Source organism: Salmonella sp. 741265073_HBA, from assembly GCF_046569105.1.
GTDB classification, from domain to species: domain Bacteria; phylum Pseudomonadota; class Gammaproteobacteria; order Enterobacterales; family Enterobacteriaceae; genus Salmonella; species Salmonella enterica.
Genome location: NZ_JBKFRY010000018.1, coordinates 1 through 20,703, shown reverse-complemented (window position 1 = coordinate 20,703; position 20,703 = coordinate 1). Strand labels below are relative to the sequence as shown.

Sequence of the window (20,703 nt, the reverse complement as noted above, 5' to 3'; positions counted from 1 at the left end):
ACTTTTAGCCAAAGTGTGAACGATCGTACAAAACTGCAAATAGCGCGAAAACACTGGCGATAAAGCGTGCACCAGATCACACATTAAACATATTCATGCTTACGCAATTCATTTACGTGTCAATTCATGCCTTTTCATCTTTTTGATATTTAAGCGTAAAACCAGGCACTGTTTTAAAAATACCAGCTTACACCTTAAAAACGCCCCATTGACATTTATAATAAAAATTTAACAAGCAAAAGTAATTTTTCGATTCGATTTTTAGCAGACTGATATTTACAAAGTTGATTACTCTCTGTTTTAACAAAAGAAGCGACGTTGTCATGTTGAAACTAAACCGTAAATCCAGAGTTAAATGTAACAACGCTGAAATGCGTTATACCTGTCGATTTTTAACACAAGCCGCGTCGTTTTTTTTCTATTTTTTTTGATAAAAATTAAACTTTGTTTGACTTAATAATCACCAGATGCCGCTCGCCTTCCAGTTGCGGAACGCGTAATTTTTCAACAGATTCGACGCTAAAATTGTCAGGTAGTGAGGCAATTTCATCCCCTGGCAATTGCCCTTTTAAGGCATAAAAACGCCCTTTCTCTCCCGGCAGATGGTGACACCAGCTCACCATATCATTCAACGATGCGAAAGCGCGGCTGATAACGCCATCAAACGGCGGTTCGGAGGGATAGGCTTCAACGCGGCTTTGAACCGGCGTGATGTTTTCCAGTTTCAGTTCGTGCTGGACCTGACGCAGAAAACGTACCCGCTTGCCCAGGCTGTCGAGTAAGGTGAAATGCGCGTCAGGGAGAACAATAGCCAGCGGGATGCCCGGCAGCCCCGGTCCTGTTCCTACATCGATAAAACGCTGTCCCTGAAGATACGGCGCAACGACTATGCTGTCGAGAATATGGCGTACCAACATTTCGTTGGGATCCCGCACTGACGTCAGGTTGTATGCTTTGTTCCATTTGTGCAGCATATCAACGTAGGCGACCAGCAGCGTTTTCTGGTGATCGGTAAGAGAAATACCGGCATCAGCCAGCAGACGAGAGAGTTTGTTGAGCACGGTCATTACCTGTTAATAATCAAATGCCCGATGCGCTTTCGCTTATCGGGCCTACAAATTTGTAGGGCGGGCAAGCGAAGCGCCCCCGCCAAATTAGTGTTATCAAGCGCTACGACGCAGCATACCTTGTTTTTTCAGCCATACCAGCAGAATGGAGATTGCCGCTGGCGTAACGCCGGAGATACGCGATGCCTGGCCGATAGACGCCGGTTTATGATCGTTCAGCTTGGCGATAACTTCGTTCGACAGACCGGAAACCTGACGATAATCCAGCGTGGCAGGCAGCAACGTATTCTCGTTACGTAGTTGTTTTTCAATCTCATCCTGCTGGCGAGCGATATACCCTTCGTATTTGACCTGGATTTCCACCTGTTCAGCGGCTTGCTCATCTTCAAGCGCAGGCGCGAATGCGGCAAGTGAAGTGAGCTGCGCGTAGGTCATTTCCGGACGACGCAACAAATCTTCGCCGCTGGCCTCACGGGAGAGAGGCGTGGTCAAATGCGCATTCACTTCATCGGCGGATTCCGCAGACGGCGTTACCCATGTCGATTTCAGCCGCTGACGTTCGCGTTCGATATTTTCCAGCTTCTCGTTGAATCGCGCCCAGCGTTCATCATCCACCAGACCCAGCTCGCGGCCCATTTCGGTCAAACGCAGATCGGCGTTGTCCTCACGCAGCATCAGGCGATATTCGGCGCGGGAGGTAAACATGCGATACGGCTCTTTGGTGCCCAGCGTACAGAGATCGTCCACCAGCACGCCGAGATAAGCCTGAGAACGCGCAGGCGCCCAGCCCTCTTTGTCGGCGGAAAGACGCGCGGCATTCAGACCAGCGAGCAAGCCCTGCGCCGCAGCCTCTTCATAGCCGGTAGTACCGTTGATTTGACCAGCAAAGAACAGGCCGTGAATAAATTTACTTTCCAGTGTCGGTTTCAGATCGCGCGGGTCGAAGAAATCGTACTCAATCGCGTAACCAGGGCGAACGATCTTCGCGTTCTCCATGCCCTGCATGGAACGGACAATCTGCATCTGCACGTCAAACGGCAGGCTAGTGGAGATACCGTTAGGGTAAATCTCGTTAGAGGTCAGTCCTTCCGGCTCAAGGAAGATCTGATGCTGGTTACGATCGGCAAAACGCATCACCTTGTCTTCGATCGAAGGACAGTAGCGTGGGCCGATCCCTTCGATCACGCCAGCGTACATTGGGCTACGATCGAGGTTATTACGAATCACGTCATGGGTTTTCTCATTGGTATGCGTGATGTAACACGGCACCTGTTGCGGATGCTGAGAAGCATTCCCCATAAACGAGAAAACCGGCATCGGGTTATCGCCATGCTGTTGAGCCAACACGCTGAAATCGATAGTACGCGCATCAATACGCGGCGGTGTGCCGGTTTTCAGGCGGCTGACGCGTAGCGGAAGCTCACGCAGACGGCGAGACAGCGGGATGGATGGCGGATCGCCAGCACGACCGCCGCTGTAGTTATCCAGACCAATATGAATTTTGCCGTCGAGGAAGGTTCCGACGGTCAGCACCACCGCTTTCGCGCGGAATTTGAGCCCCATTTGAGTCACAGCGCCGACAACGCGATCGTTTTCGACAATCAGATCTTCAACCGCTTGCTGGAAGATCATCAGATTCGGCTGATTCTCCAGCGCGGTACGCACCGCCTGGCGGTATAAGACTCGATCCGCCTGAGCCCGGGTAGCGCGAACAGCCGGACCTTTGCTGGCGTTTAGTATCCTAAACTGAATACCTGCCTGATCGATCGCTTTCGCCATCAGACCGCCGAGCGCATCCACCTCTTTTACCAGATGTCCCTTTCCAATACCGCCGATCGCCGGGTTGCAGCTCATCTGCCCCAACGTGTCAATATTGTGTGTCAAAAGCAGAGTCTGTTGACCCATACGCGCTGCGGCCATCGCGGCCTCAGTGCCTGCATGACCCCCGCCAATAATAATGACGTCAAAAGGATCCTGATAAAACATGGTAATTGCCTCGCATAACGCGGTGTGAAAATGGATTGAAGCCCGGGCGGTGGATTCTACTCAACTTTAGCCGATGGAGAAAGCCCCGGGATCCGGGCTATTAAAAAGAAGATCTTTTTATTTAGAGATCTGTTCTATTGTGATCTCTTATTAGGATCGCACCAGGCTGTGGATAACCCGGATCCTGTAATAAAGATCAATGCGTTGGAAAGGATCACTAGCTGTGAATGATCGGTGATCGTGGCCCGTATAAGCTGGGATCAAAACGGGTACTTATACACAACTCAAAAAGTGAACAACGGTTATTCTTTGGATAACTACCGGTTGATCCAAGCTTTCCACCAGATTTATCCACAATGGATCGCACGATCTTTACACTTATTTGAGTAAATTAATCCAGGATCCGAGCCAAATCTCCGCTGGATCTTCCGGAATCTCATGTTCAAGGATGTTGATCTTCAGTGTTTCCCCAACCTGTTTTGCGCCAGCGCCTTTCAGTTCCGCTTCTATTTTCTCAATCGCGCCGCAAAACGTGTCGTATTCTCGACTACCAATGCCAATTGCGCCGAAACGTACCGCGGAAAGATCGGGTTTCTGCGTCTGAAGGTCTTCATAGAAAGGGGTCAGGTTGTCCGGAATGTCTCCGGCGCCGTGCGTTGAGCTGATTATCAGCCAGATCCCGGAAGTTGACAGATCCTCTAATAACGGACCGTGCACCGTTTCGGTTGAAAAACCGGCAGCTTCCAGCTTTTCCGCCAGATGTTCCGCGACGTATTCGGCGCCGCCCAGGGTGCTGCCGCTGATAAGAGTAATGTCTGCCATTGATCGCTCGCTCAGGTAAAGAGGCTGCATTGTACTCTGTGAACGAGCTGGGATCTACCTGTGGAAAAATGTGGGATTAAAAAAGCCGATCATGGCTTGATGGTGCGCATGATCGGGTTCTGCAAGACGATCAGTGTCTCAGTGGACTGAATTTCATCAATTGTTTGGATCTTGTTGATAAGTACGTGCTGAAGCGCGTCGATTGATTTGCACATCACTTTTATAAAGATGCTGTAGTGACCGGTGGTGTAATACGCTTCCGTCACCTCATCCAGGCTTTCCAGCCGGGCCAGTGCGGAGGGATAGTCTTTGGCGCTTTTGAGGATGATGCCAATAAAGCAGCCCACATCGTAGCCCAGCTGTTTAGGGCTGACGTCAATCCGTGCGCCCGTAATGATCCCGGCCTGCTTCATTTTCTCGACGCGAACGTGAATGGTTCCAGGGCTAACGCCAAATTGTTTGGCCAGTTCGGCGTAGGCGGTGCGGGCATTTCCCATTAAGGCGTCAAGTATGCCGCGGTCCAGATTGTCGATCTGATAATTTTCCATCGCTTTTTCTTATGCAGATTAATGATTATCTCTATTTTAGCCATTATTTTTAACGAATCAAAATAGAAGTTAGCTTTTTATCTGTTGATTATTGAATAGTGCTCTCGTTTTGTTGCTTAATCATAGGCAACAGGACGCAGGAGTAAAAAAATGAAAACCGCTTACATTGCCAAACAACGTCAAATTAGCTTCGTGAAATCACATTTCTCTCGCCAGCTGGAGGAGCGTCTGGGTCTGATTGAGGTCCAGGCGCCGATCCTGAGTCGCGTAGGGGATGGTACGCAGGATAATTTGTCCGGCTGTGAAAAAGCGGTGCAGGTAAAAGTGAAAGCGTTGCCTGACGCCCAGTTCGAAGTGGTGCATTCACTGGCGAAGTGGAAACGTCAAACCCTGGGGCAACATGACTTCAGCGCGGGCGAAGGGCTGTACACGCACATGAAAGCCCTTCGCCCCGATGAAGACCGACTCTCTCCGCTCCACTCGGTCTATGTGGATCAGTGGGACTGGGAGCGTGTCATGGGCGATGGCGAGCGCCAATTTTCCACCCTGAAAAGCACAGTAGAGGCTATATGGGCAGGAATTAAGGCGACGGAAGCAGAAGTGCATAAACAGTTTGGTCTGGCGCCGTTCCTGCCAGAGCAAATTCAGTTTGTTCACAGCCAGGAGCTGTTGTCTCGCTATCCGGATCTGGATGCGAAAGGGCGCGAACGCGCGATCGCCAAAGAACTTGGCGCCGTTTTTCTGGTGGGGATCGGCGGTAAACTGAGCGATGGCCACCGCCATGATGTACGTGCGCCGGATTATGATGACTGGAGCTCCGCATCTGAGCTGGGCTACGCCGGTCTGAACGGCGATATCCTGGTGTGGAACCCGGTGCTGGAAGATGCGTTTGAGCTTTCCTCTATGGGTATCCGCGTAGATGCCGATACGCTGATGCGCCAGCTGGCGTTGACCGGTGATGAAGATCGCCTGCAACTGGAGTGGCATCAGGCGCTGCTGCGCGGCGAAATGCCGCAGACCATCGGCGGCGGGATTGGGCAGTCTCGTCTGACGATGTTGCTGCTGCAATTGCCGCATATTGGTCAGGTGCAGTGCGGCGTATGGCCCGCGCAGGTTCGCGAAAGCATTCCTGCTATTTTATAAGCCGTTAGCGCCGCCAGCGTCTCAGCAGGCGGCTTCGCATCCCGGTGTCAAAGCGCCAGATATGATCGAAAATGCGCATGATGCCGGGTTTGCCGTGCGCCGACATCGCCACCGCATGGAATCGATGCTGGTGAAGACGCTGCAACTCTCCCACTTTGCTCACCACGTCATCCGGCAAGCGCTGGGCGATAAAATCCGAAATGACCACCGCATCGGCATCAAACCATTCCCGTCCCTGCATTCTTTCAATAATGGCGCGAAAACAGCTGGCGATATCCGTGCCGCCGCGAAAACGTTGACTTAAAAAGCGGATGGCCTGCTCGATACCTTCCGGGCCGGAGAGTTCATAACGCACAACGTCAGTGGAAAACAGCATAATAAAGCAGCGGCGGTTATCCGCCAGCGCAACGCGCATCAACGCCAGGCAGAACGCTTTTGCGCACTGCTCGTTAAATCCCCCCATCGAGCCTGAAGTATCGACGCAGACAATAAACGGTCCGCGCGGCTGCTCGTCGACATCCTGGTGTACTACCGGCCGTTCGGTCACTTTCTCACGCCACGCTTCGCCATGCAGGCGATAGGTGAGGAGCTGTTTTTCCACTAACCGGCGGTAAAATTCATATTCCAGCTCGGTGATGCCGAGCGTCGCCAGCTCTGGCGGCAACAGGCGCAGAATATCATCGCTTTGCTGAATACCGTCAACCTGCTCCGGCACCGTAGCGGGTTCGCGTACCAGTGTACGAAAGGTTTCCATCGGCGCGTCTTTTTTCGGTACCGATTTGGCTTCCCGCGAACGTCCCAGTTGTTCCGCCAGTTGCATTAGCTCCGGCTGGGCGGCGAGAAATTCGCCGTATTTTACAATCAGTTGATAATCACCACGTTTAAGCTGGCCCGCGCTCATATCCCACAGGCGGCCTGCGGCATTATCATTTTCCGCCAGCGTCGGTTCCAGTTGCCCGCTCAGCGTCATCCGTTCCTGGACGTCACTCAGCAACTGCTCGCGCTCTTCTTCCAGTAGTTGCTGGTTTAACGTGGTGGCCTGCACCACCAGACTTAACCGCCAGCGTTGCAAAAAAAGCGTGTGTAGCGCAGGGGTAAAGGTACTGTTGCTCTCCGTCAACTGCTTCGCCTGCGCGGCATACGGTGAATGCAGGCGATGAAGCAACGCCAGTATTTGCGGCAGTTGCACGATGAACTGTGGTGTAGAGAGAAGTTGGCTTTGCTGATAACACATGACCTCTTCCGTGAGTTCCGGCGGAACGCGTGCGTCTTTAAGACGGCTGCGTAGCGCTTCCCGCCAGCGCGGGAGATCGGCGGTCACGGCGTTTTTTAAACGCGGAAACTTTTCAAAGAAAATGACCAGCTGTGGGGAAGCCAGTAGCGCGAGGATCATCTCTTCGACCATTCCCTCTTCGCTAACGGCCAGCATGGTATTTAGCGTATCCAGCGTCAGCATTGTTGAGCCTGGCGGATCTGTTCTCCTACATCCTGCAGGCTGGCCTCAATGCGCCCTAACCAGTCGCTGTGAATAAACAGGCAATGTTGCTGCTCGCTGAAGCGGGTATGCTGCTGGCGCCAGTCGTTTTCTAACGTTTCCAGCTGCTGTTTGATCTCCGCAGGCATACTGTCTTCAGCCGCTCCCGGTAACGCCAGACGGGTACCTTGTAGACTGATGTCGCGCACCACCAGATGTTGAGCGTTATCGACTTCCATATTCAACGTTTGGGCAAAGCCGATCCCGTTCAGTTTGCCGCGGATCTCGCCGCCTTTGGTCAGCCAAAGTTCCAGCGCGCTGCGGTCAAAGGTAATATGGATCACTTCCATATCATGCAGTTTTAGCGGTTTTTGTAGCAATAACGTCAACGTTGACGCGCTGGCTTCCGGCGGTAAAGTGTAATGCGGGCGGCGGCTGAACATACCGCCTTCTTTAATGACGGTGAAAGCGGTTTTATCGCTTTGCTGTTGCTGCAACTGGAGGCGACGCTGGACGATACCGCCGAGGCGAGTCAGCATGGCCTGCTGCTGCCAGGCGTGTCCGGTCATCAATATTTCCAGTTGCTGTTGCATGAGATTCAGACTCTGCGCGTCATACCACAAGCAATCTTTTAGCAGGATAAGGTCAATCGGCGCAACCGCGTCGCGTCCGCTAAAGAAGGCGCTGGCCTGTAACAGGCGGATAGCTTTCTTCCAGCGACGGTCGGAGACATAAGGCGCATTCGGCAAATTATCCAGCTGTTGGCGCAGAGTAAATATCAGCTCAAAGACCGGATCAGGGAGTGAAATCGCGCCGATATCTTTTTGCCACTGTTGATATTCTTCGTCGCTAACCTGTAACGAGGCGGGGACCGGGTTATCGCTCTCATCCTGCTGACTAACCAGCATGGAGCGGAAATTGGCTTTATCCTGAACTTTATCCAGCCACAGGCGAATCAACATTCGGTCGTACAAAGCTTCCAGGCTGCTGTCCGCTTCGGGCAGTTCGTTGGAGGCCGCCACCAGCAGCCGCATCGGAATTTTTTCCTCAAATGCGCCGTTGCGGAAATGGCGTTCGTTAATGGCGGTCAGCAATGTGTTCAGGATAGCGGGCCCGGCTTTCCAGATTTCATCCAGAAAAACGATTTCGGCTTCGGGAAGATAGCCGGTCGTTAAGCGTTCATAGCGACCTTCATCTTTCAGCGCCTGAATAGAGAGCGGGCCAAAAACCTCTTCCGGCGTGGAAAAGCGTGTCATCAGATATTCAAAAGCGCGGGCGCGCTGGAAAGCAAACTTCAGGCGGCGGGCAATCAGACTCTTGGCGATACCGGGCGGGCCCAACAAAAAGACGCTCTCACCGCTTAACGCCGCCAGTAGGCACAGGCGTATGGCGTGACTACGTTCATACAGCCCCTTCTCAAGGGCGCTGCTCAGACGGGAAATTCTTTCCGCTAATAAATGTGGGTGAGCCATAATAAAGAGGCGTCCTTTCGACAAATGGATCATGCTAATTGCGAGTATAGACGTTTCACCACCGGGGCTATAATCGTCTGATGCGCTGTTTATTTTTCTTTGAGCCAGGTTAATCTGGCTTCATTTAGGGGTACGATTTTATGATTAATCGTGCATACTGTGCGCTTTTTTGTGGGCCAAGGGACTAAGCACACATTTCATATCTATACACTCATTCATTCAAACTACATCAAGGCGGCAAAGGAGTGAATCCCCTGGCACTGACTTAAACGTGTGACTGGGGTAAGCGAATGCAGCCGACAAGGAGGTAGCGTGAAGGGTGACGTGTATAAACGAAAGATGAGTCTATGAGCACTGATAATAAGCAATCGTTGCCTGCGATTACCCTCGCAGCTATTGGGGTTGTCTACGGTGATATTGGTACCAGCCCGCTTTATACGCTTCGTGAATGTTTGTCCGGTCAGTTTGGTTTTGGCGTTGAACGAGATGCCGTGTTTGGTTTTCTGTCGCTGATCTTCTGGCTACTCATCTTTGTGGTTTCCATCAAATATCTCACCTTCGTGATGCGCGCCGATAACGCGGGTGAAGGTGGAATTTTGACGCTGATGTCGCTTGCCGGGCGTAATACCTCGGCGCGCACTACATCCATGTTAGTTATCATGGGACTGATAGGCGGCAGCTTTTTCTATGGCGAAGTGGTCATTACGCCGGCGATTTCGGTGATGTCGGCGATTGAAGGCCTGGAGATTGTCGCGCCGCAGCTGGATACCTGGATTGTCCCGCTCTCCATTATTGTGCTGACTCTGTTGTTTATGATTCAGAAGCACGGTACGGGAATGGTAGGGAAACTCTTTGCGCCGATTATGCTGACCTGGTTTTTAATCCTGGCGGTACTTGGCCTGCGCAGTATTATCGCCAATCCCGAAGTGTTACATGCGCTGAATCCTGTCTGGGCGGTACGTTTTTTCCTTGAATATAAAACCGTATCATTTATTGCGTTGGGCGCGGTGGTGCTGTCGATTACCGGCGTAGAGGCGTTGTACGCCGATATGGGACACTTCGGTAAGTTCCCGATTCGCCTGGCGTGGTTTACCGTGGTACTGCCGTCGTTAGTACTGAACTACTTTGGTCAGGGCGCATTGCTACTAAAGCATCCGGAAGCGATTAAAAATCCCTTCTTCCTGTTGGCGCCGGACTGGGCGTTAATTCCGCTGCTGATTCTGGCCGCGCTGGCGACGGTGATCGCCTCCCAGGCGGTCATTTCCGGCGTCTTTTCGCTGACGCGTCAGGCCGTGCGTCTTGGCTATTTGTCGCCAATGCGCATTATCCATACCTCCGAGATGGAGTCCGGTCAGATCTATATCCCTTTCGTTAACTGGCTGCTTTATTTCGCGGTCGTGGTTGTTATTGTTAGCTTTGAGCACTCCAGCAACCTGGCGGCGGCCTATGGTATCGCCGTGACCGGCACGATGGTGCTGACGTCTATTCTTTCTACGACCGTGGCGCGTAAGAACTGGCACTGGAACAAATATTTTGTCGCGCTGATCCTCATCGCGTTCCTGTGCGTGGATATCCCGCTGTTCTCGGCTAACCTCGACAAATTGTTGTCCGGTGGTTGGCTGCCGCTGAGCCTGGGCCTGATCATGTTCACGATCATGACCACCTGGAAGAGCGAGCGTTTCCGCCTGTTGCGTCGTATGCATGAACACGGTAATTCGCTGGAAGCGATGATTGCTTCACTGGAGAAGTCACCGCCGGTTCGGGTGCCGGGTACTGCCGTATACATGTCGCGCGCGCTCAGTGTGATCCCTTTTGCTTTATTGCATAACCTGAAGCACAACAAAGTGTTGCATGAGCGCGTAATCTTACTGACGTTGCGTACGGAAGATGCGCCTTATGTGCATAACGTTCGCCGGGTGCAGATTGAGCAGTTGTCTCCGACATTCTGGCGCGTGGTGGCCAGCTACGGCTGGCGCGAAACGCCAAACGTTGAAGAGGTGTTCCACCGCTGCGGTCTGGAAGGGCTTAGCTGTCGGATGATGGAAACGTCGTTCTTTATGTCGCACGAGTCGTTGATTGTCGGCAAACGCCCGTGGTATTTGCGTTTGCGCGGTAAACTGTATTTGTTGCTGCAACGTAACGCTCTGCGCGCGCCGGATCAGTTCGAGATCCCGCCTAACCGCGTGATTGAGTTAGGAACGCAGGTCGAGATTTAACCTCCCATCACCATGCCGGGGGCTGCGTTGGCTTACCCGGCCTGGCCAATCCGTAGATTCCCACACGATAATCGCCTGATTTCCGCTAGCGAAACGTTTCGACGGCGATCACAATTCTGTTACGTCATGATGGTTTTATGAACACATCCAGGGTTACACTGCGGCCAGCGAAACGTTTCGCTAGTGGAGCAGAAAAATGAAGAAAGGCACCGTACTCAACTCTGAAATCTCGTCGGTCATTTCCCGTCTGGGGCATACTGATACTCTGGTGGTCTGTGATGCGGGTTTACCTATCCCGAATAGCACCGCGCGTATCGATATGGCACTAACCCAGGGCGTACCTTCTTTTATGCAGGTGGTGGATGTTGTGACCCGGGAAATGCAGGTTGAGGCGGCGATTCTTGCAACGGAAATCAAACAACAGAATCCGCAGCTCCACGAAACGTTGCTCACTCACCTTGAGCAACTGCAGCAACACCAGGGAAACACCATAAAAATTAGTTATACGACACACGAACAATTCAAAAAATTGACTGCAGACAGTCAGGCGGTGATTCGCAGCGGGGAGTGTTCCCCGTATGCGAACGTCATTCTTTGCGCTGGCGTCACTTTCTGAGGCCGCTATGGACGCATTACTGCAACTCAAAGGGATCGATAAAGCGTTCCCCGGCGTGAAGGCTCTCTCCGGCGCCGCGTTAAACGTTTATCCTGGCCGCGTTATGGCGCTGGTGGGGGAAAACGGCGCCGGAAAATCCACCATGATGAAAGTATTAACCGGCATCTATACGCGAGATGCGGGATCGTTGTTATGGCTGGGTAAAGAGACCACCTTTAACGGGCCTAAATCGTCTCAGGAAGCCGGGATCGGCATTATTCATCAGGAACTGAACCTGATCCCGCAGTTGACCATTGCGGAAAACATTTTCCTGGGCCGTGAGTTTGTGAATCGCTTTGGTAAAATCGACTGGAAAAAGATGTATGCCGAAGCCGACCACCTCTTAGCCAAACTCAATCTGCGCTTTAAGAGCGATAAGCTGGTGGGCGAACTCTCTATCGGCGATCAGCAAATGGTGGAAATCGCCAAAGTGCTGAGCTTCGAATCCAAAGTCATCATTATGGATGAACCGACCGATGCGCTGACCGACACTGAAACCGAATCGCTGTTCCGCGTTATCCGCGAATTAAAATCGCAGGGGCGCGGCATTGTCTATATCTCCCACCGTATGAAAGAGATCTTCGAAATTTGCGATGACGTGACGGTCTTCCGCGATGGGCAATTTATCGCCGAGCGTGAAGTGGCCACGTTGACCGAAGATTCTCTTATCGAAATGATGGTGGGACGTAAGCTGGAAGATCAGTACCCGCATCTGGATAACGCGCCGGGTGAGATTCGCCTCAAGGTCGATAATCTGTGCGGACCGGGCGTGAATGATGTCTCTTTTGTGCTGCGAAAAGGCGAGATTCTTGGCATCTCCGGCCTGATGGGCGCCGGTCGCACCGAGCTGATGAAAGTATTGTACGGCGCGATGCCGCGAACCAGCGGTTATGTGACGCTTGATGGACACGAAGTGGTGACGCGTTCTCCGCAGGACGGGCTGGCCAATGGCATCGTTTATATCTCTGAAGACCGTAAGCGCGATGGACTGGTGCTCGGCATGTCAGTTAAAGAGAATATGTCGCTGACGGCGCTGGACTATTTCAGCCGCGCTGGCGGAAGCCTGAAACACAAAGATGAGCAACAGGCGGTGGGGGATTTTATCCGTCTGTTCAACGTCAAGACACCGTCAATGGAACAGGCGATAGGCCTGCTTTCCGGTGGTAATCAGCAAAAAGTGGCGATTGCCCGCGGGTTGATGACGCGCCCGAAAGTGCTCATTCTCGACGAGCCGACCCGCGGCGTGGACGTCGGCGCCAAGAAAGAGATTTATCAGCTTATCAACCAGTTTAAGGCCGACGGCCTGAGCATCATTCTGGTCTCATCTGAGATGCCAGAAGTATTAGGCATGAGCGATCGCATCATCGTCATGCATGAAGGGCATCTCAGCGGTGAATTTACTCGCGAGCAGGCCACCCAGGAAGTGTTAATGGCTGCCGCAGTGGGCAAGCTTAATCGCGTGAATCAGGAGTAAAAAAGATGACAACCCAGGCTGTTTCTGGTCGCCGTTATTTCACTAAAGCGTGGCTTCTTGAGCAGAAGTCGCTCATTGCCCTGCTGGTGTTGATCGCGATTGTGTCGACGTTGAGCCCCAACTTTTTTACCGTTAATAATCTGTTCAATATTCTTCAACAGACCTCCGTTAACGCCATTATGGCGGTGGGGATGACGTTGGTGATTCTGACATCGGGGATCGATCTGTCCGTCGGTTCCCTGCTGGCGCTCACCGGCGCGGTTGCCGCTTCAATCGTCGGCGTTGAAGTGAATGCGCTGGTCGCGGTTGCCGCCGCGCTGGCATTGGGCGCTGCGATTGGCGCCGTTACTGGCGTTATCGTCGCGAAAGGCCGCGTACAGGCGTTTATCGCTACGCTGGTGATGATGCTGCTACTGCGCGGCGTGACGATGGTTTACACCGACGGTAGCCCGGTCAACACCGGCTTTACCGATAACGCCGATCTGTTTGGCTGGTTCGGTATCGGCCGTCCGCTGGGCGTTCCTACGCCGGTCTGGATCATGGCTATCGTCTTTATCGCCGCCTGGTATATGCTGCATCACACCCGTCTGGGACGCTATATCTACGCGCTGGGCGGTAACGAAGCGGCGACGCGTCTGTCTGGCATTAGCGTGAGCAAAGTGAAAATTATCGTCTATTCACTTTGCGGCCTGACAGCGTCGCTGGCGGGCATCATTGAAGTGGCGCGCCTCTCTTCCGCGCAGCCGACGGCGGGTACCGGCTATGAGCTGGATGCTATTGCCGCCGTGGTGCTGGGCGGCACCAGCCTTGCAGGTGGTAAAGGGCGCATTGTTGGGACATTGATCGGCGCATTGATTCTCGGCTTCCTTAATAATGGTTTGAATTTGTTAGGTGTTTCCTCCTATTACCAGATGATCGTCAAAGCGGTGGTGATTTTGCTGGCGGTACTGGTAGACAACAAAAAGCAGTAACAACGACTACAGGACATCTGAAATATGAACATGAAAAAACTGGCTACCCTGGTATCTGCTGTTGCGCTGAGCGCCACCGTGAGCGCGAATGCAATGGCGAAAGACACCATTGCGCTGGTGATCTCTACCCTCAATAACCCCTTCTTCGTGTCGTTAAAAGACGGGGCGCAAAAAGAGGCGGATAAACTGGGTTATAACCTGGTGGTGCTGGACTCCCAGAACAACCCTGCCAAAGAGCTGGCGAACGTGCAGGATTTAACCGTTCGCGGGACCAAAATTCTGCTGATCAACCCGACTGACTCCGATGCGGTGGGTAACGCGGTGAAGATGGCGAACCAGGCGAAGATTCCGGTTATCACGCTTGACCGCCAGGCAACCAAAGGCGATGTCGTCAGCCATATCGCGTCTGATAACGTGCTGGGCGGTAAGATCGCTGGCGACTATATCGCGAAAAAAGCTGGCGAAGGCGCCAAAGTGATTGAGCTGCAAGGTATTGCCGGAACATCCGCGGCGCGTGAGCGTGGCGAAGGTTTCCAGCAGGCGGTAGCCGCCCACAAATTTAATGTCCTGGCCAGCCAGCCTGCCGATTTCGACCGTACTAAGGGTCTGAACGTCATGCAGAACCTGCTGACCGCGCATCCGGATGTTCAGGCTGTCTTCGCCCAGAACGATGAAATGGCGCTGGGCGCACTGCGCGCGCTGCAAACTGCCGGTAAAGCAGATGTGATGGTGGTTGGATTTGACGGTACGCCGGATGGCGAAAAGGCTGTAAAAGATGGCAAACTGGCAGCGACTATCGCTCAGTTACCGGATCAAATCGGCGCCAAAGGCGTTGAAGTGGCGGATAAGGTGCTGAAAGGCGAAAAAGTTCAGGCCAAATATCCGGTTGACCTGAAACTGGTCATCAAGCAGTAATAAACGACACGGGTCAACTATGGCCTGATGGCGACAGAAATACGCGATCCTCCGCTGAGGTGAACGTAAAAAAAGAAAAGCAGGGCACGCGCCACCCTAACCGGTGGCGCACTTTGACGTGGAACCCCGAATATGAAAACCGCAGGTAATCTCATCGTCCTTGGCAGCATTAATGCCGATCATATCCTTAATCTTGAGTCCTTCCCTACCCCGGGCGAAACGGTAACCGGTAGCCATTATCAGGTCGCGTTTGGCGGGAAAGGCGCGAATCAGGCGGTTGCTGCGGGACGTAGCGGGGCAAATATTGCGTTTATCGCCTGCACGGGCGATGACGATATTGGCGACAGTATTCGTAAACAATTAGTCAGCGATCGTATTGATATCGCGCCAGTTAGCGTTATTAAAGGCGAGTCTACCGGGGTGGCGCTGATTTTCGTTAATGGCGAAGGCGAGAACGTCATCGGTATTCATGCCGGAGCGAATGCCGCGTTATCGCCGGCGTTGGTTGATGCGCAACGTGAACGTATCGCGCAGGCGGATGCGTTACTGATGCAGCTGGAATCGCCGCTGGAAAGCGTACTGGCGGCGGCGAAAATCGCCCATCAACATCATACTACTGTTGCGCTTAACCCGGCGCCTGCCCGTGAGCTACCGGATGAACTGCTGGCGCTGGTGGACATCATCACGCCAAATGAAACGGAAGCTGAAAAGCTGACGGGCGTGCGTGTGGAAAATGACGACGATGCCGCGAAAGCTGCGCAGGTTTTGCATGATAAAGGCATTCGAACCGTATTAATTACCTTAGGAAGCCGTGGCGTCTGGGCCAGCGTAAACGGCGAGGGCCGCCGCGTTCCTGGATTTAGCGTTGAGGCTGTCGATACCATTGCCGCCGGAGATACGTTTAACGGCGCCTTTATCACCGCGATACTGGAGGAGACGCCGTTGCCGGAAGCGATTCGCTTTGCCCATGCCGCCGCCGCGATTGCCGTAACGCGTAAAGGCGCGCAACCGTCCGTTCCGTGGCGCGAAGAGATAGAAGCGTTTTTACATCAGCAGGGGTAACGCTTGGCTACTATGAAAGATGTTGCCCGCCTGGCGGGAGTCTCTACATCGACGGTCTCTCACGTTATTAACAAAGATCGCTTTGTGAGTGAGACGATAACCGAAAAAGTTGAAGCGGCGATTAAATCACTTAACTATGCGCCTTCCGCGCTGGCGCGAAGCCTCAAGTTAAACCAGACCCGCACGATTGGTATGCTAATTACCGCCAGTACCAACCCTTTTTATTCCGAACTGGTGCGCGGCGTTGAGCGAAGCTGTTTTGAGCGCGGCTATAGTCTGGTGCTGTGCAATACCGAAGGCGACGAGCAACGGATGAACCGCAACCTGGAGACGCTGATGCAAAAACGGGTAGACGGTTTACTGCTGCTGTGTACCGAAACGCATCAGCCTTCTCGTGAAATCATGGAGCGTTATCCGTCTATTCCTACCGTCATGATGGACTGGTCGCCGTTTGATGGTGAGGGCGATAGCGATCTCATTCAGGATAATTCGTTGTTAGGCGGCGATCTTGCGACCCAACACCTTATCGATAAAGGATTTACCCGAATAGCCTGTATTACCGGCCCGCTGGACAAAACGCCAGCGCGTTTGCGGCTGGAAGGGTATCGGGCGGCGATGAAACGCGCAGAGCTGGCTATTCCGCAAGGCTATGAGATCACCGGCGATTTTGAATTTGGCGGCGGCTTTGACGCCATGCAGGCGTTACTGGCTCATCAACAGCGACCGCAAGCGGTTTTTACCGGAAACGATGCGATGGCTGTCGGTGCCTATCAGGCGCTATATCAGGCGGGGCTTCGTATTCCGCAGGATATGGCAGTCATTGGCTATGATGATATTGAGCTGGCGCGCTATATGACGCCGCCGCTGACGACTATCCATCAGCCGAAAGATGAATTGGGCGAGCTGGCTATTGATGTGTTGATTCATCGGATGGCGCAGCCCGCCTTGCAACAACAGCGACTTCAGCTTACTCCGGTTTTGACGGTGCGTGGGTCGGTTTAGATTTATGCCGTTCTTTAATCAGATTGTTGCCGTCTTTGGCTCTTAGCAGCATAAACATCAGCGCGGACACGATAGTGATCGCCCCCATCGTGATAAAGGTATAGTGGAACTGTTCTACGGTACTGGTGCCCGCAAAACCTTCATAAATACGTAACACCGCCGCGCTGATCGCCACGCCTAAACTGATAGACAATTGCTGCGTAACCGCCAGAACGCTGTTGCCGCTGCTGGCGTTATCGTCCGTCAGATCCGCAAGAGTAATCGTATTCATTGCCGTAAATTGAGTGGACATCGCCATTCCAAGAATGAATAGCGGCAGTACGAGCATCCAGATCGGCATGGCGGGAGATTGAAACGAAAACTGGGCAATCATCAGACCGATAAATACCGTAATGCCGACCAGAGTCTTCCGGTATCCCAAACGTCGCAAAACCTGCGTTACGGTCGATTTCGCGATAATAGAACCCAAAGCTGTCGGCGCCATCATGCAACCGGCGATCAGAGCCGGGTAGCCAAAACCAACCTGTAGCATTAACGGCATCAAAAAAGGTACGCAGCCTGTCCCCAGACGCGTGGCGAGGTTGCCGGCAATACCGACGGAAAATGTGCGTGTCTTAAACAGCGATAGTGATATTAACGGTGTCGGATGACGGCGGGCGTGGCGGATATAAGCCAATAGTAGAACGATACTGCAAAAAATAATGGCGGATGCGATCCATGTCGCCACAATCTTTTCGCCAAACAGTTCCATTCCGCTGGAAAATAAAACCAGACTTAACCCAAAAAGAAAGAAGCCGGTCATGTCAAACTTGCGACGCGGCGTGGTGAAGTTGGGCATATATTTGCGGGCATACAGAATGCCTGCAACCCCAATGGGAATATTAATCAGGAAGATCCAGTGCCAGCTTGCCCAGGTCACCAGTACGCCGCCTAATACCGGCCCCAGAATCGGACCTACCAGCCCCGGCATAGTGACAAAGTTAAGAACGGGCAGCAGCTCACTACGCGGATAGGCTCGCAATAACGCCAGCCGCGCCACTGGCATCATCATCGCTCCGCCGACGCCTTGTACGACGCGAAAAATAACCAATTCAGATAGTGAACTGGAGAGCGCGCAGGCCAGCGAGCCTAACGTAAACAGACTTACGGCAACCATAAAGACGCGACGCGTACCGAAGCGGTCAGCCAACCAGCCGCTTACCGGAATTAACATAGCTACTGTCAGGGTATAACTGATAATAGCGGACTGCATGGCGAGTGGTGAACGGTTAAGACTATGCGCAATAGCCGGTAAAGCGGTATTCAAAATGGTGGCGTCTAGCGCCTGCATAAAGAAGGCCATCGCCGCGATCCACGGCAGGCCAGCCATACTGCGCGCTTTTTTGCTGGTCATTCAATATCCTGTTAATTATCTGGTCTCTCATTGGGCGCTATTAACAACGCCTGGCAGGCCTGGAAAGCGCGTTCGCCGTCGCCATCAGCGATGGCATCAACAATGGCCTGGTGCAAATCCAGCTTTACCACCTCGTTATAGGTGATTGAGGTAAAGTAAGTGTGATAAACCGAATGAAATAGCGTCGCAAAAGAGATTAGAAAGGGATTGGCGCTCATTTCGTAGATATGCTCGTGCCACGCCATATCCACTTCAATCCAGCGTTCACGCTTAAAATGCTTTTTCAGCGCGACCATCTCTTCCATTAAGGCATTAAGCCGCGCTTTCTGCTCCGGTGTGCCAAGAGTCGCCGCCAGCAGGCAGGCTTGCGGCTCCAGGCTAATACGCATCACCAGAAAATGATCCACCACCTGATGAAAATTTTCTTCCGTCATCCACCAGGTCAGCAGCTCTTGATCCAGAAAGTTCCAGTTTCCCTGCGGCATCACCCGCGTACCAATGCGCGGACGGGGTAGCACCATACCTTTAGCCGTCAATGTTTTCACCGCTTCGCGAACTGCCGTTCGACTTACGCCGTACTGCTCGCCCAGTTCTATTTCGCCGGGAAGAATTGTACCGGGGGCGTAGTCACCCTTTAATATCCGCTGCGCCAGCTTTTCAGCCAGAACATAGGATAGATTTTTCTGTGCGGCTAATTGTTGTGCGCTTAAAGGCATGAATGTTCTTCCTTTCTCTTTCGTTTGGTTATTAGTATGCCACCTGGAAGTGTGATTGCAGTTGCAATAACGGCAATTTGCTTATTTTATGGCACGTTAAGCACGCCATTGATGAAAAAAGAGACACTCAGAAAATTATTTTAAATTTCCTCTTGTCAGGCAGAAATAACTCCCTATAATGCGCCACCACTGACACGGAACAACGGCATACAGGCCGCCGGGTCAGCGGGGTTCAGACCAGAACCTCACGGAGAAAAGCGAAAATAAACGCTTGACTCTGAAGCGGGAAAGCGTAATATGCACACCCCGCGCCGCTGAGAAAAAGCGAAGCGGCACTGCTCTTTAACAATTTATCAGACAATCTGTGTGGGCACTCGAAGATACGGATTCTTGACGTCGCAAGACGAAAAATGAATACCAAGTCTCAAGAGTGAACACGTAATTCATTACGAAGTTTAATTCTTTGAGCATCAAACTTTTAAATTGAAGAGTTTGATCATGGCTCAGATTGAACGCTGGCGGCAGGCCTAACACATGCAAGTCGAACGGTAACAGGAAGCAGCTTGCTGCTTTGCTGACGAGTGGCGGACGGGTGAGTAATGTCTGGGAAACTGCCTGATGGAGGGGGATAACTACTGGAAACGGTGGCTAATACCGCATAACGTCGCAAGACCAAAGAGGGGGACCTTCGGGCCTCTTGCCATCAGATGTGCCCAGATGGGATTAGCTTGTTGGTGAGGTAACGGCTCACCAAGGCGACGATCCCTAGCTGGTCTGAGAGGATGACCAGCCACACTGGAACTGAGACACGGTCCAGACTCCTACGGGAGGCAGCAGTGGGGAATATTGCACAATGGGCGCAAGCCTGATGCAGCCATGCCGCGTGTATGAAGAAGGCCTTCGGGTTGTAAAGTACTTTCAGCGGGGAGGAAGGTGTTGTGGTTAATAACCGCAGCAATTGACGTTACCCGCAGAAGAAGCACCGGCTATCTCCGTGCCAGCAGCCGCGGTAATACGGAGGGTGCAAGCGTTAATCGGATTTACTGGGCGTAAAGCGCACGCAGGCGGTCTGTCAAGTCGGATGTGAAATCCCCGGGCGCTACCTGGGAACTGCATTCGAAACTGGCAGGCTTGAGTCTTGTAGAGGGGGGTAGAATTCCAGGAGTAGCGGTGAAATGCGTAGAGATCTGGAGGAATACCGGTGGCGAAGGCGGCCCCCTGGACAAAGACTGACGCTCAGGTGCGAAAGCGTGGGGAGCAAACAGGATTAGATACCCTGGTAGTCCACGCCGTAAACGATGTCTACTTGGAGGTTGTGCCCTTGAGGCGTGGCTTCCGGAGCTAACGCGTTAAGTAGACCGCCTGGGGAGTACGGCCGCAAGGTTAAAACTCAAATGAATTGACGGGGGCCCGCACAAGCGGTGGAGCATGTGGTTTAATTCGATGCAACGCGAAGAACCTTACCTGGTCTTGACATCCACAGAACATTCCAGAGATGGATTGGTGCCTTCGGGAACTGTGAGACAGGTGCTGCATGGCTGTCGTCAGCTCGTGTTGTGAAATGTTGGGTTAAGTCCCGCAACGAGCGCAACCCTTATCCTTTGTTGCCAGCGGTCAGGCCGGGAACTCAAAGGAGACTGCCAGTGATAAACTGGAGGAAGGTGGGGATGACGTCAAGTCATCATGGCCCTTACGACCAGGGCTACACACGTGCTACAATGGCGCATACAAAGAGAAGCGACCTCGCGAGAGCAAGCGGACCTCATAAAGTGCGTCGTAGTCCGGAT

General features: G+C 52.7%; 16 protein-coding genes and 1 rRNA gene. 9 read left to right on the top strand and 8 right to left on the bottom strand.

The features are described 5' to 3' along the window. Positions 1-437: 437 nt before the first annotated feature. From rsmG to asnC, 4 genes are all read right to left on the bottom strand, one after another. Positions 438-1,061: a 16S rRNA (guanine(527)-N(7))-methyltransferase RsmG gene (rsmG, locus tag ACLD3P_RS19580; RefSeq protein WP_001519938.1), complete on the bottom strand. Its 624-nt coding sequence runs from the start codon at positions 1,059-1,061 to the stop codon at positions 438-440. A gap of 102 nt (positions 1,062-1,163) precedes the next feature. Next, a complete protein-coding gene (mnmG, locus tag ACLD3P_RS19575; RefSeq protein ID WP_000499872.1) occupies positions 1,164-3,053 on the bottom strand; it encodes a tRNA uridine-5-carboxymethylaminomethyl(34) synthesis enzyme MnmG in 1,890 nt (629 codons plus the stop codon). A 378-nt stretch (positions 3,054-3,431) separates the two neighbouring features. Then, positions 3,432-3,875 (bottom strand): FMN-binding protein MioC, encoded by a 444-nt coding sequence (gene mioC, locus ACLD3P_RS19570; RefSeq protein ID WP_000763722.1) that lies wholly within the window; start codon positions 3,873-3,875, stop codon positions 3,432-3,434. A gap of 89 nt (positions 3,876-3,964) precedes the next feature. Continuing rightward, positions 3,965-4,423 carry a transcriptional regulator AsnC gene (asnC, locus tag ACLD3P_RS19565; protein WP_000433018.1) on the bottom strand — a complete coding sequence of 153 codons (459 nt, stop codon included), beginning with the start codon at positions 4,421-4,423 and terminating at the stop codon, positions 3,965-3,967. A 150-nt stretch (positions 4,424-4,573) separates the two neighbouring features. Between asnC and asnA the strand changes: the two genes are divergently transcribed. Next, a complete protein-coding gene (gene asnA / locus ACLD3P_RS19560; protein ID WP_000845123.1) occupies positions 4,574-5,566 on the top strand; it encodes an aspartate--ammonia ligase in 993 nt (330 codons plus the stop codon). Between the two features lie 4 nt (positions 5,567-5,570). Here asnA and viaA read toward each other — a convergent pair whose 3' ends face one another. Both viaA and ravA read right to left on the bottom strand, forming a co-directional pair. Then, the gene (gene viaA / locus ACLD3P_RS19555; protein ID WP_000956592.1) at positions 5,571-7,022 is read right to left on the bottom strand and encodes an ATPase RavA stimulator ViaA; all 1,452 of its coding nucleotides are present in this window, start codon (positions 7,020-7,022) and stop codon (positions 5,571-5,573) included. Further along, the gene (ravA, locus tag ACLD3P_RS19550) at positions 7,016-8,512 is read right to left on the bottom strand and encodes an ATPase RavA (RefSeq protein ID WP_000940987.1); all 1,497 of its coding nucleotides are present in this window, start codon (positions 8,510-8,512) and stop codon (positions 7,016-7,018) included. The genes viaA and ravA overlap by 7 nt, the downstream gene beginning before the upstream one ends. Before the next feature lie 347 nt (positions 8,513-8,859). Here ravA and kup point away from each other — a divergent pair, with 347 nt between their 5' ends. The 7 genes from kup (at position 8,860) to rbsR (ending at position 16,807) form a co-directional block, all read left to right on the top strand. Further along, positions 8,860-10,728: a low affinity potassium transporter Kup gene (kup, locus tag ACLD3P_RS19545; RefSeq protein WP_000102338.1), complete on the top strand. Its 1,869-nt coding sequence runs from the start codon at positions 8,860-8,862 to the stop codon at positions 10,726-10,728. 196 nt (positions 10,729-10,924) lie between these two features. Beyond that, positions 10,925-11,344, top strand: a complete 420-nt coding sequence (rbsD, locus tag ACLD3P_RS19540; protein ID WP_000715944.1) for a D-ribose pyranase — start codon at positions 10,925-10,927, stop codon at positions 11,342-11,344. A gap of 7 nt (positions 11,345-11,351) precedes the next feature. Continuing rightward, positions 11,352-12,857, top strand: a complete 1,506-nt coding sequence (gene rbsA / locus ACLD3P_RS19535) for a ribose ABC transporter ATP-binding protein RbsA (protein ID WP_000339361.1) — start codon at positions 11,352-11,354, stop codon at positions 12,855-12,857. Between the two features lie 5 nt (positions 12,858-12,862). Further along, a complete protein-coding gene (rbsC, locus tag ACLD3P_RS19530; protein WP_000211345.1) occupies positions 12,863-13,828 on the top strand; it encodes a ribose ABC transporter permease in 966 nt (321 codons plus the stop codon). Positions 13,829-13,852: 24 nt separating this feature from the next. Then, positions 13,853-14,743 carry a ribose ABC transporter substrate-binding protein RbsB gene (rbsB, locus tag ACLD3P_RS19525; protein WP_001056260.1) on the top strand — a complete coding sequence of 297 codons (891 nt, stop codon included), beginning with the start codon at positions 13,853-13,855 and terminating at the stop codon, positions 14,741-14,743. A 132-nt stretch (positions 14,744-14,875) separates the two neighbouring features. Then, on the top strand, positions 14,876-15,805 hold the full coding sequence (gene rbsK, locus ACLD3P_RS19520; protein WP_000844730.1) for a ribokinase: 930 nt from the start codon (positions 14,876-14,878) through the stop codon (positions 15,803-15,805). Between the two features lie 3 nt (positions 15,806-15,808). Further along, on the top strand, positions 15,809-16,807 hold the full coding sequence (gene rbsR / locus ACLD3P_RS19515; RefSeq protein WP_316988077.1) for a ribose operon transcriptional repressor RbsR: 999 nt from the start codon (positions 15,809-15,811) through the stop codon (positions 16,805-16,807). On the opposite strand, the gene mdtD is transcribed toward rbsR, so the two are convergent. Then, complete coding sequence (mdtD, locus tag ACLD3P_RS19510; RefSeq protein WP_000202071.1) at positions 16,773-18,200, bottom strand: multidrug transporter subunit MdtD; 1,428 nt, start codon at positions 18,198-18,200, stop codon at positions 16,773-16,775. The two genes, rbsR and mdtD, sit on opposite strands and share 35 nt — an antisense overlap. Before the next feature lie 11 nt (positions 18,201-18,211). Further along, positions 18,212-18,916 carry a FadR/GntR family transcriptional regulator gene (locus ACLD3P_RS19505; protein WP_001131144.1) on the bottom strand — a complete coding sequence of 235 codons (705 nt, stop codon included), beginning with the start codon at positions 18,914-18,916 and terminating at the stop codon, positions 18,212-18,214. 480 nt (positions 18,917-19,396) lie between these two features. On the opposite strand from ACLD3P_RS19505, the gene ACLD3P_RS19500 reads away from it, so the two are divergent. Beyond that, positions 19,397-20,703: ribosomal RNA gene (locus tag ACLD3P_RS19500) — 16S ribosomal RNA — on the top strand; the annotation flags it as partial.

What these genes read in the sequence shown, in the direction of transcription:
- mnmG (WP_000499872.1), bottom strand. Translation starts at nt 3,053, where the DNA reads ATGTTTTATCAGGATCCTTTTGACGTCATTATTATTGGCGGGGGTCAT.
- mioC (WP_000763722.1), bottom strand. Translation starts at nt 3,875, where the DNA reads ATGGCAGACATTACTCTTATCAGCGGCAGCACCCTGGGCGGCGCCGAA.
- asnC (WP_000433018.1), bottom strand. Translation starts at nt 4,423, where the DNA reads ATGGAAAATTATCAGATCGACAATCTGGACCGCGGCATACTTGACGCC.
- asnA (WP_000845123.1), top strand. Translation starts at nt 4,574, where the DNA reads ATGAAAACCGCTTACATTGCCAAACAACGTCAAATTAGCTTCGTGAAA.
- viaA (WP_000956592.1), bottom strand. Translation starts at nt 7,022, where the DNA reads ATGCTGACGCTGGATACGCTAAATACCATGCTGGCCGTTAGCGAAGAG.
- ravA (WP_000940987.1), bottom strand. Translation starts at nt 8,512, where the DNA reads ATGGCTCACCCACATTTATTAGCGGAAAGAATTTCCCGTCTGAGCAGC.
- kup (WP_000102338.1), top strand. Translation starts at nt 8,860, where the DNA reads ATGAGCACTGATAATAAGCAATCGTTGCCTGCGATTACCCTCGCAGCT.
- rbsD (WP_000715944.1), top strand. Translation starts at nt 10,925, where the DNA reads ATGAAGAAAGGCACCGTACTCAACTCTGAAATCTCGTCGGTCATTTCC.
- rbsA (WP_000339361.1), top strand. Translation starts at nt 11,352, where the DNA reads ATGGACGCATTACTGCAACTCAAAGGGATCGATAAAGCGTTCCCCGGC.
- rbsC (WP_000211345.1), top strand. Translation starts at nt 12,863, where the DNA reads ATGACAACCCAGGCTGTTTCTGGTCGCCGTTATTTCACTAAAGCGTGG.
- rbsB (WP_001056260.1), top strand. Translation starts at nt 13,853, where the DNA reads ATGAACATGAAAAAACTGGCTACCCTGGTATCTGCTGTTGCGCTGAGC.
- rbsK (WP_000844730.1), top strand. Translation starts at nt 14,876, where the DNA reads ATGAAAACCGCAGGTAATCTCATCGTCCTTGGCAGCATTAATGCCGAT.
- mdtD (WP_000202071.1), bottom strand. Translation starts at nt 18,200, where the DNA reads ATGACCAGCAAAAAAGCGCGCAGTATGGCTGGCCTGCCGTGGATCGCG.
- ACLD3P_RS19505 (WP_001131144.1), bottom strand. Translation starts at nt 18,916, where the DNA reads ATGCCTTTAAGCGCACAACAATTAGCCGCACAGAAAAATCTATCCTAT.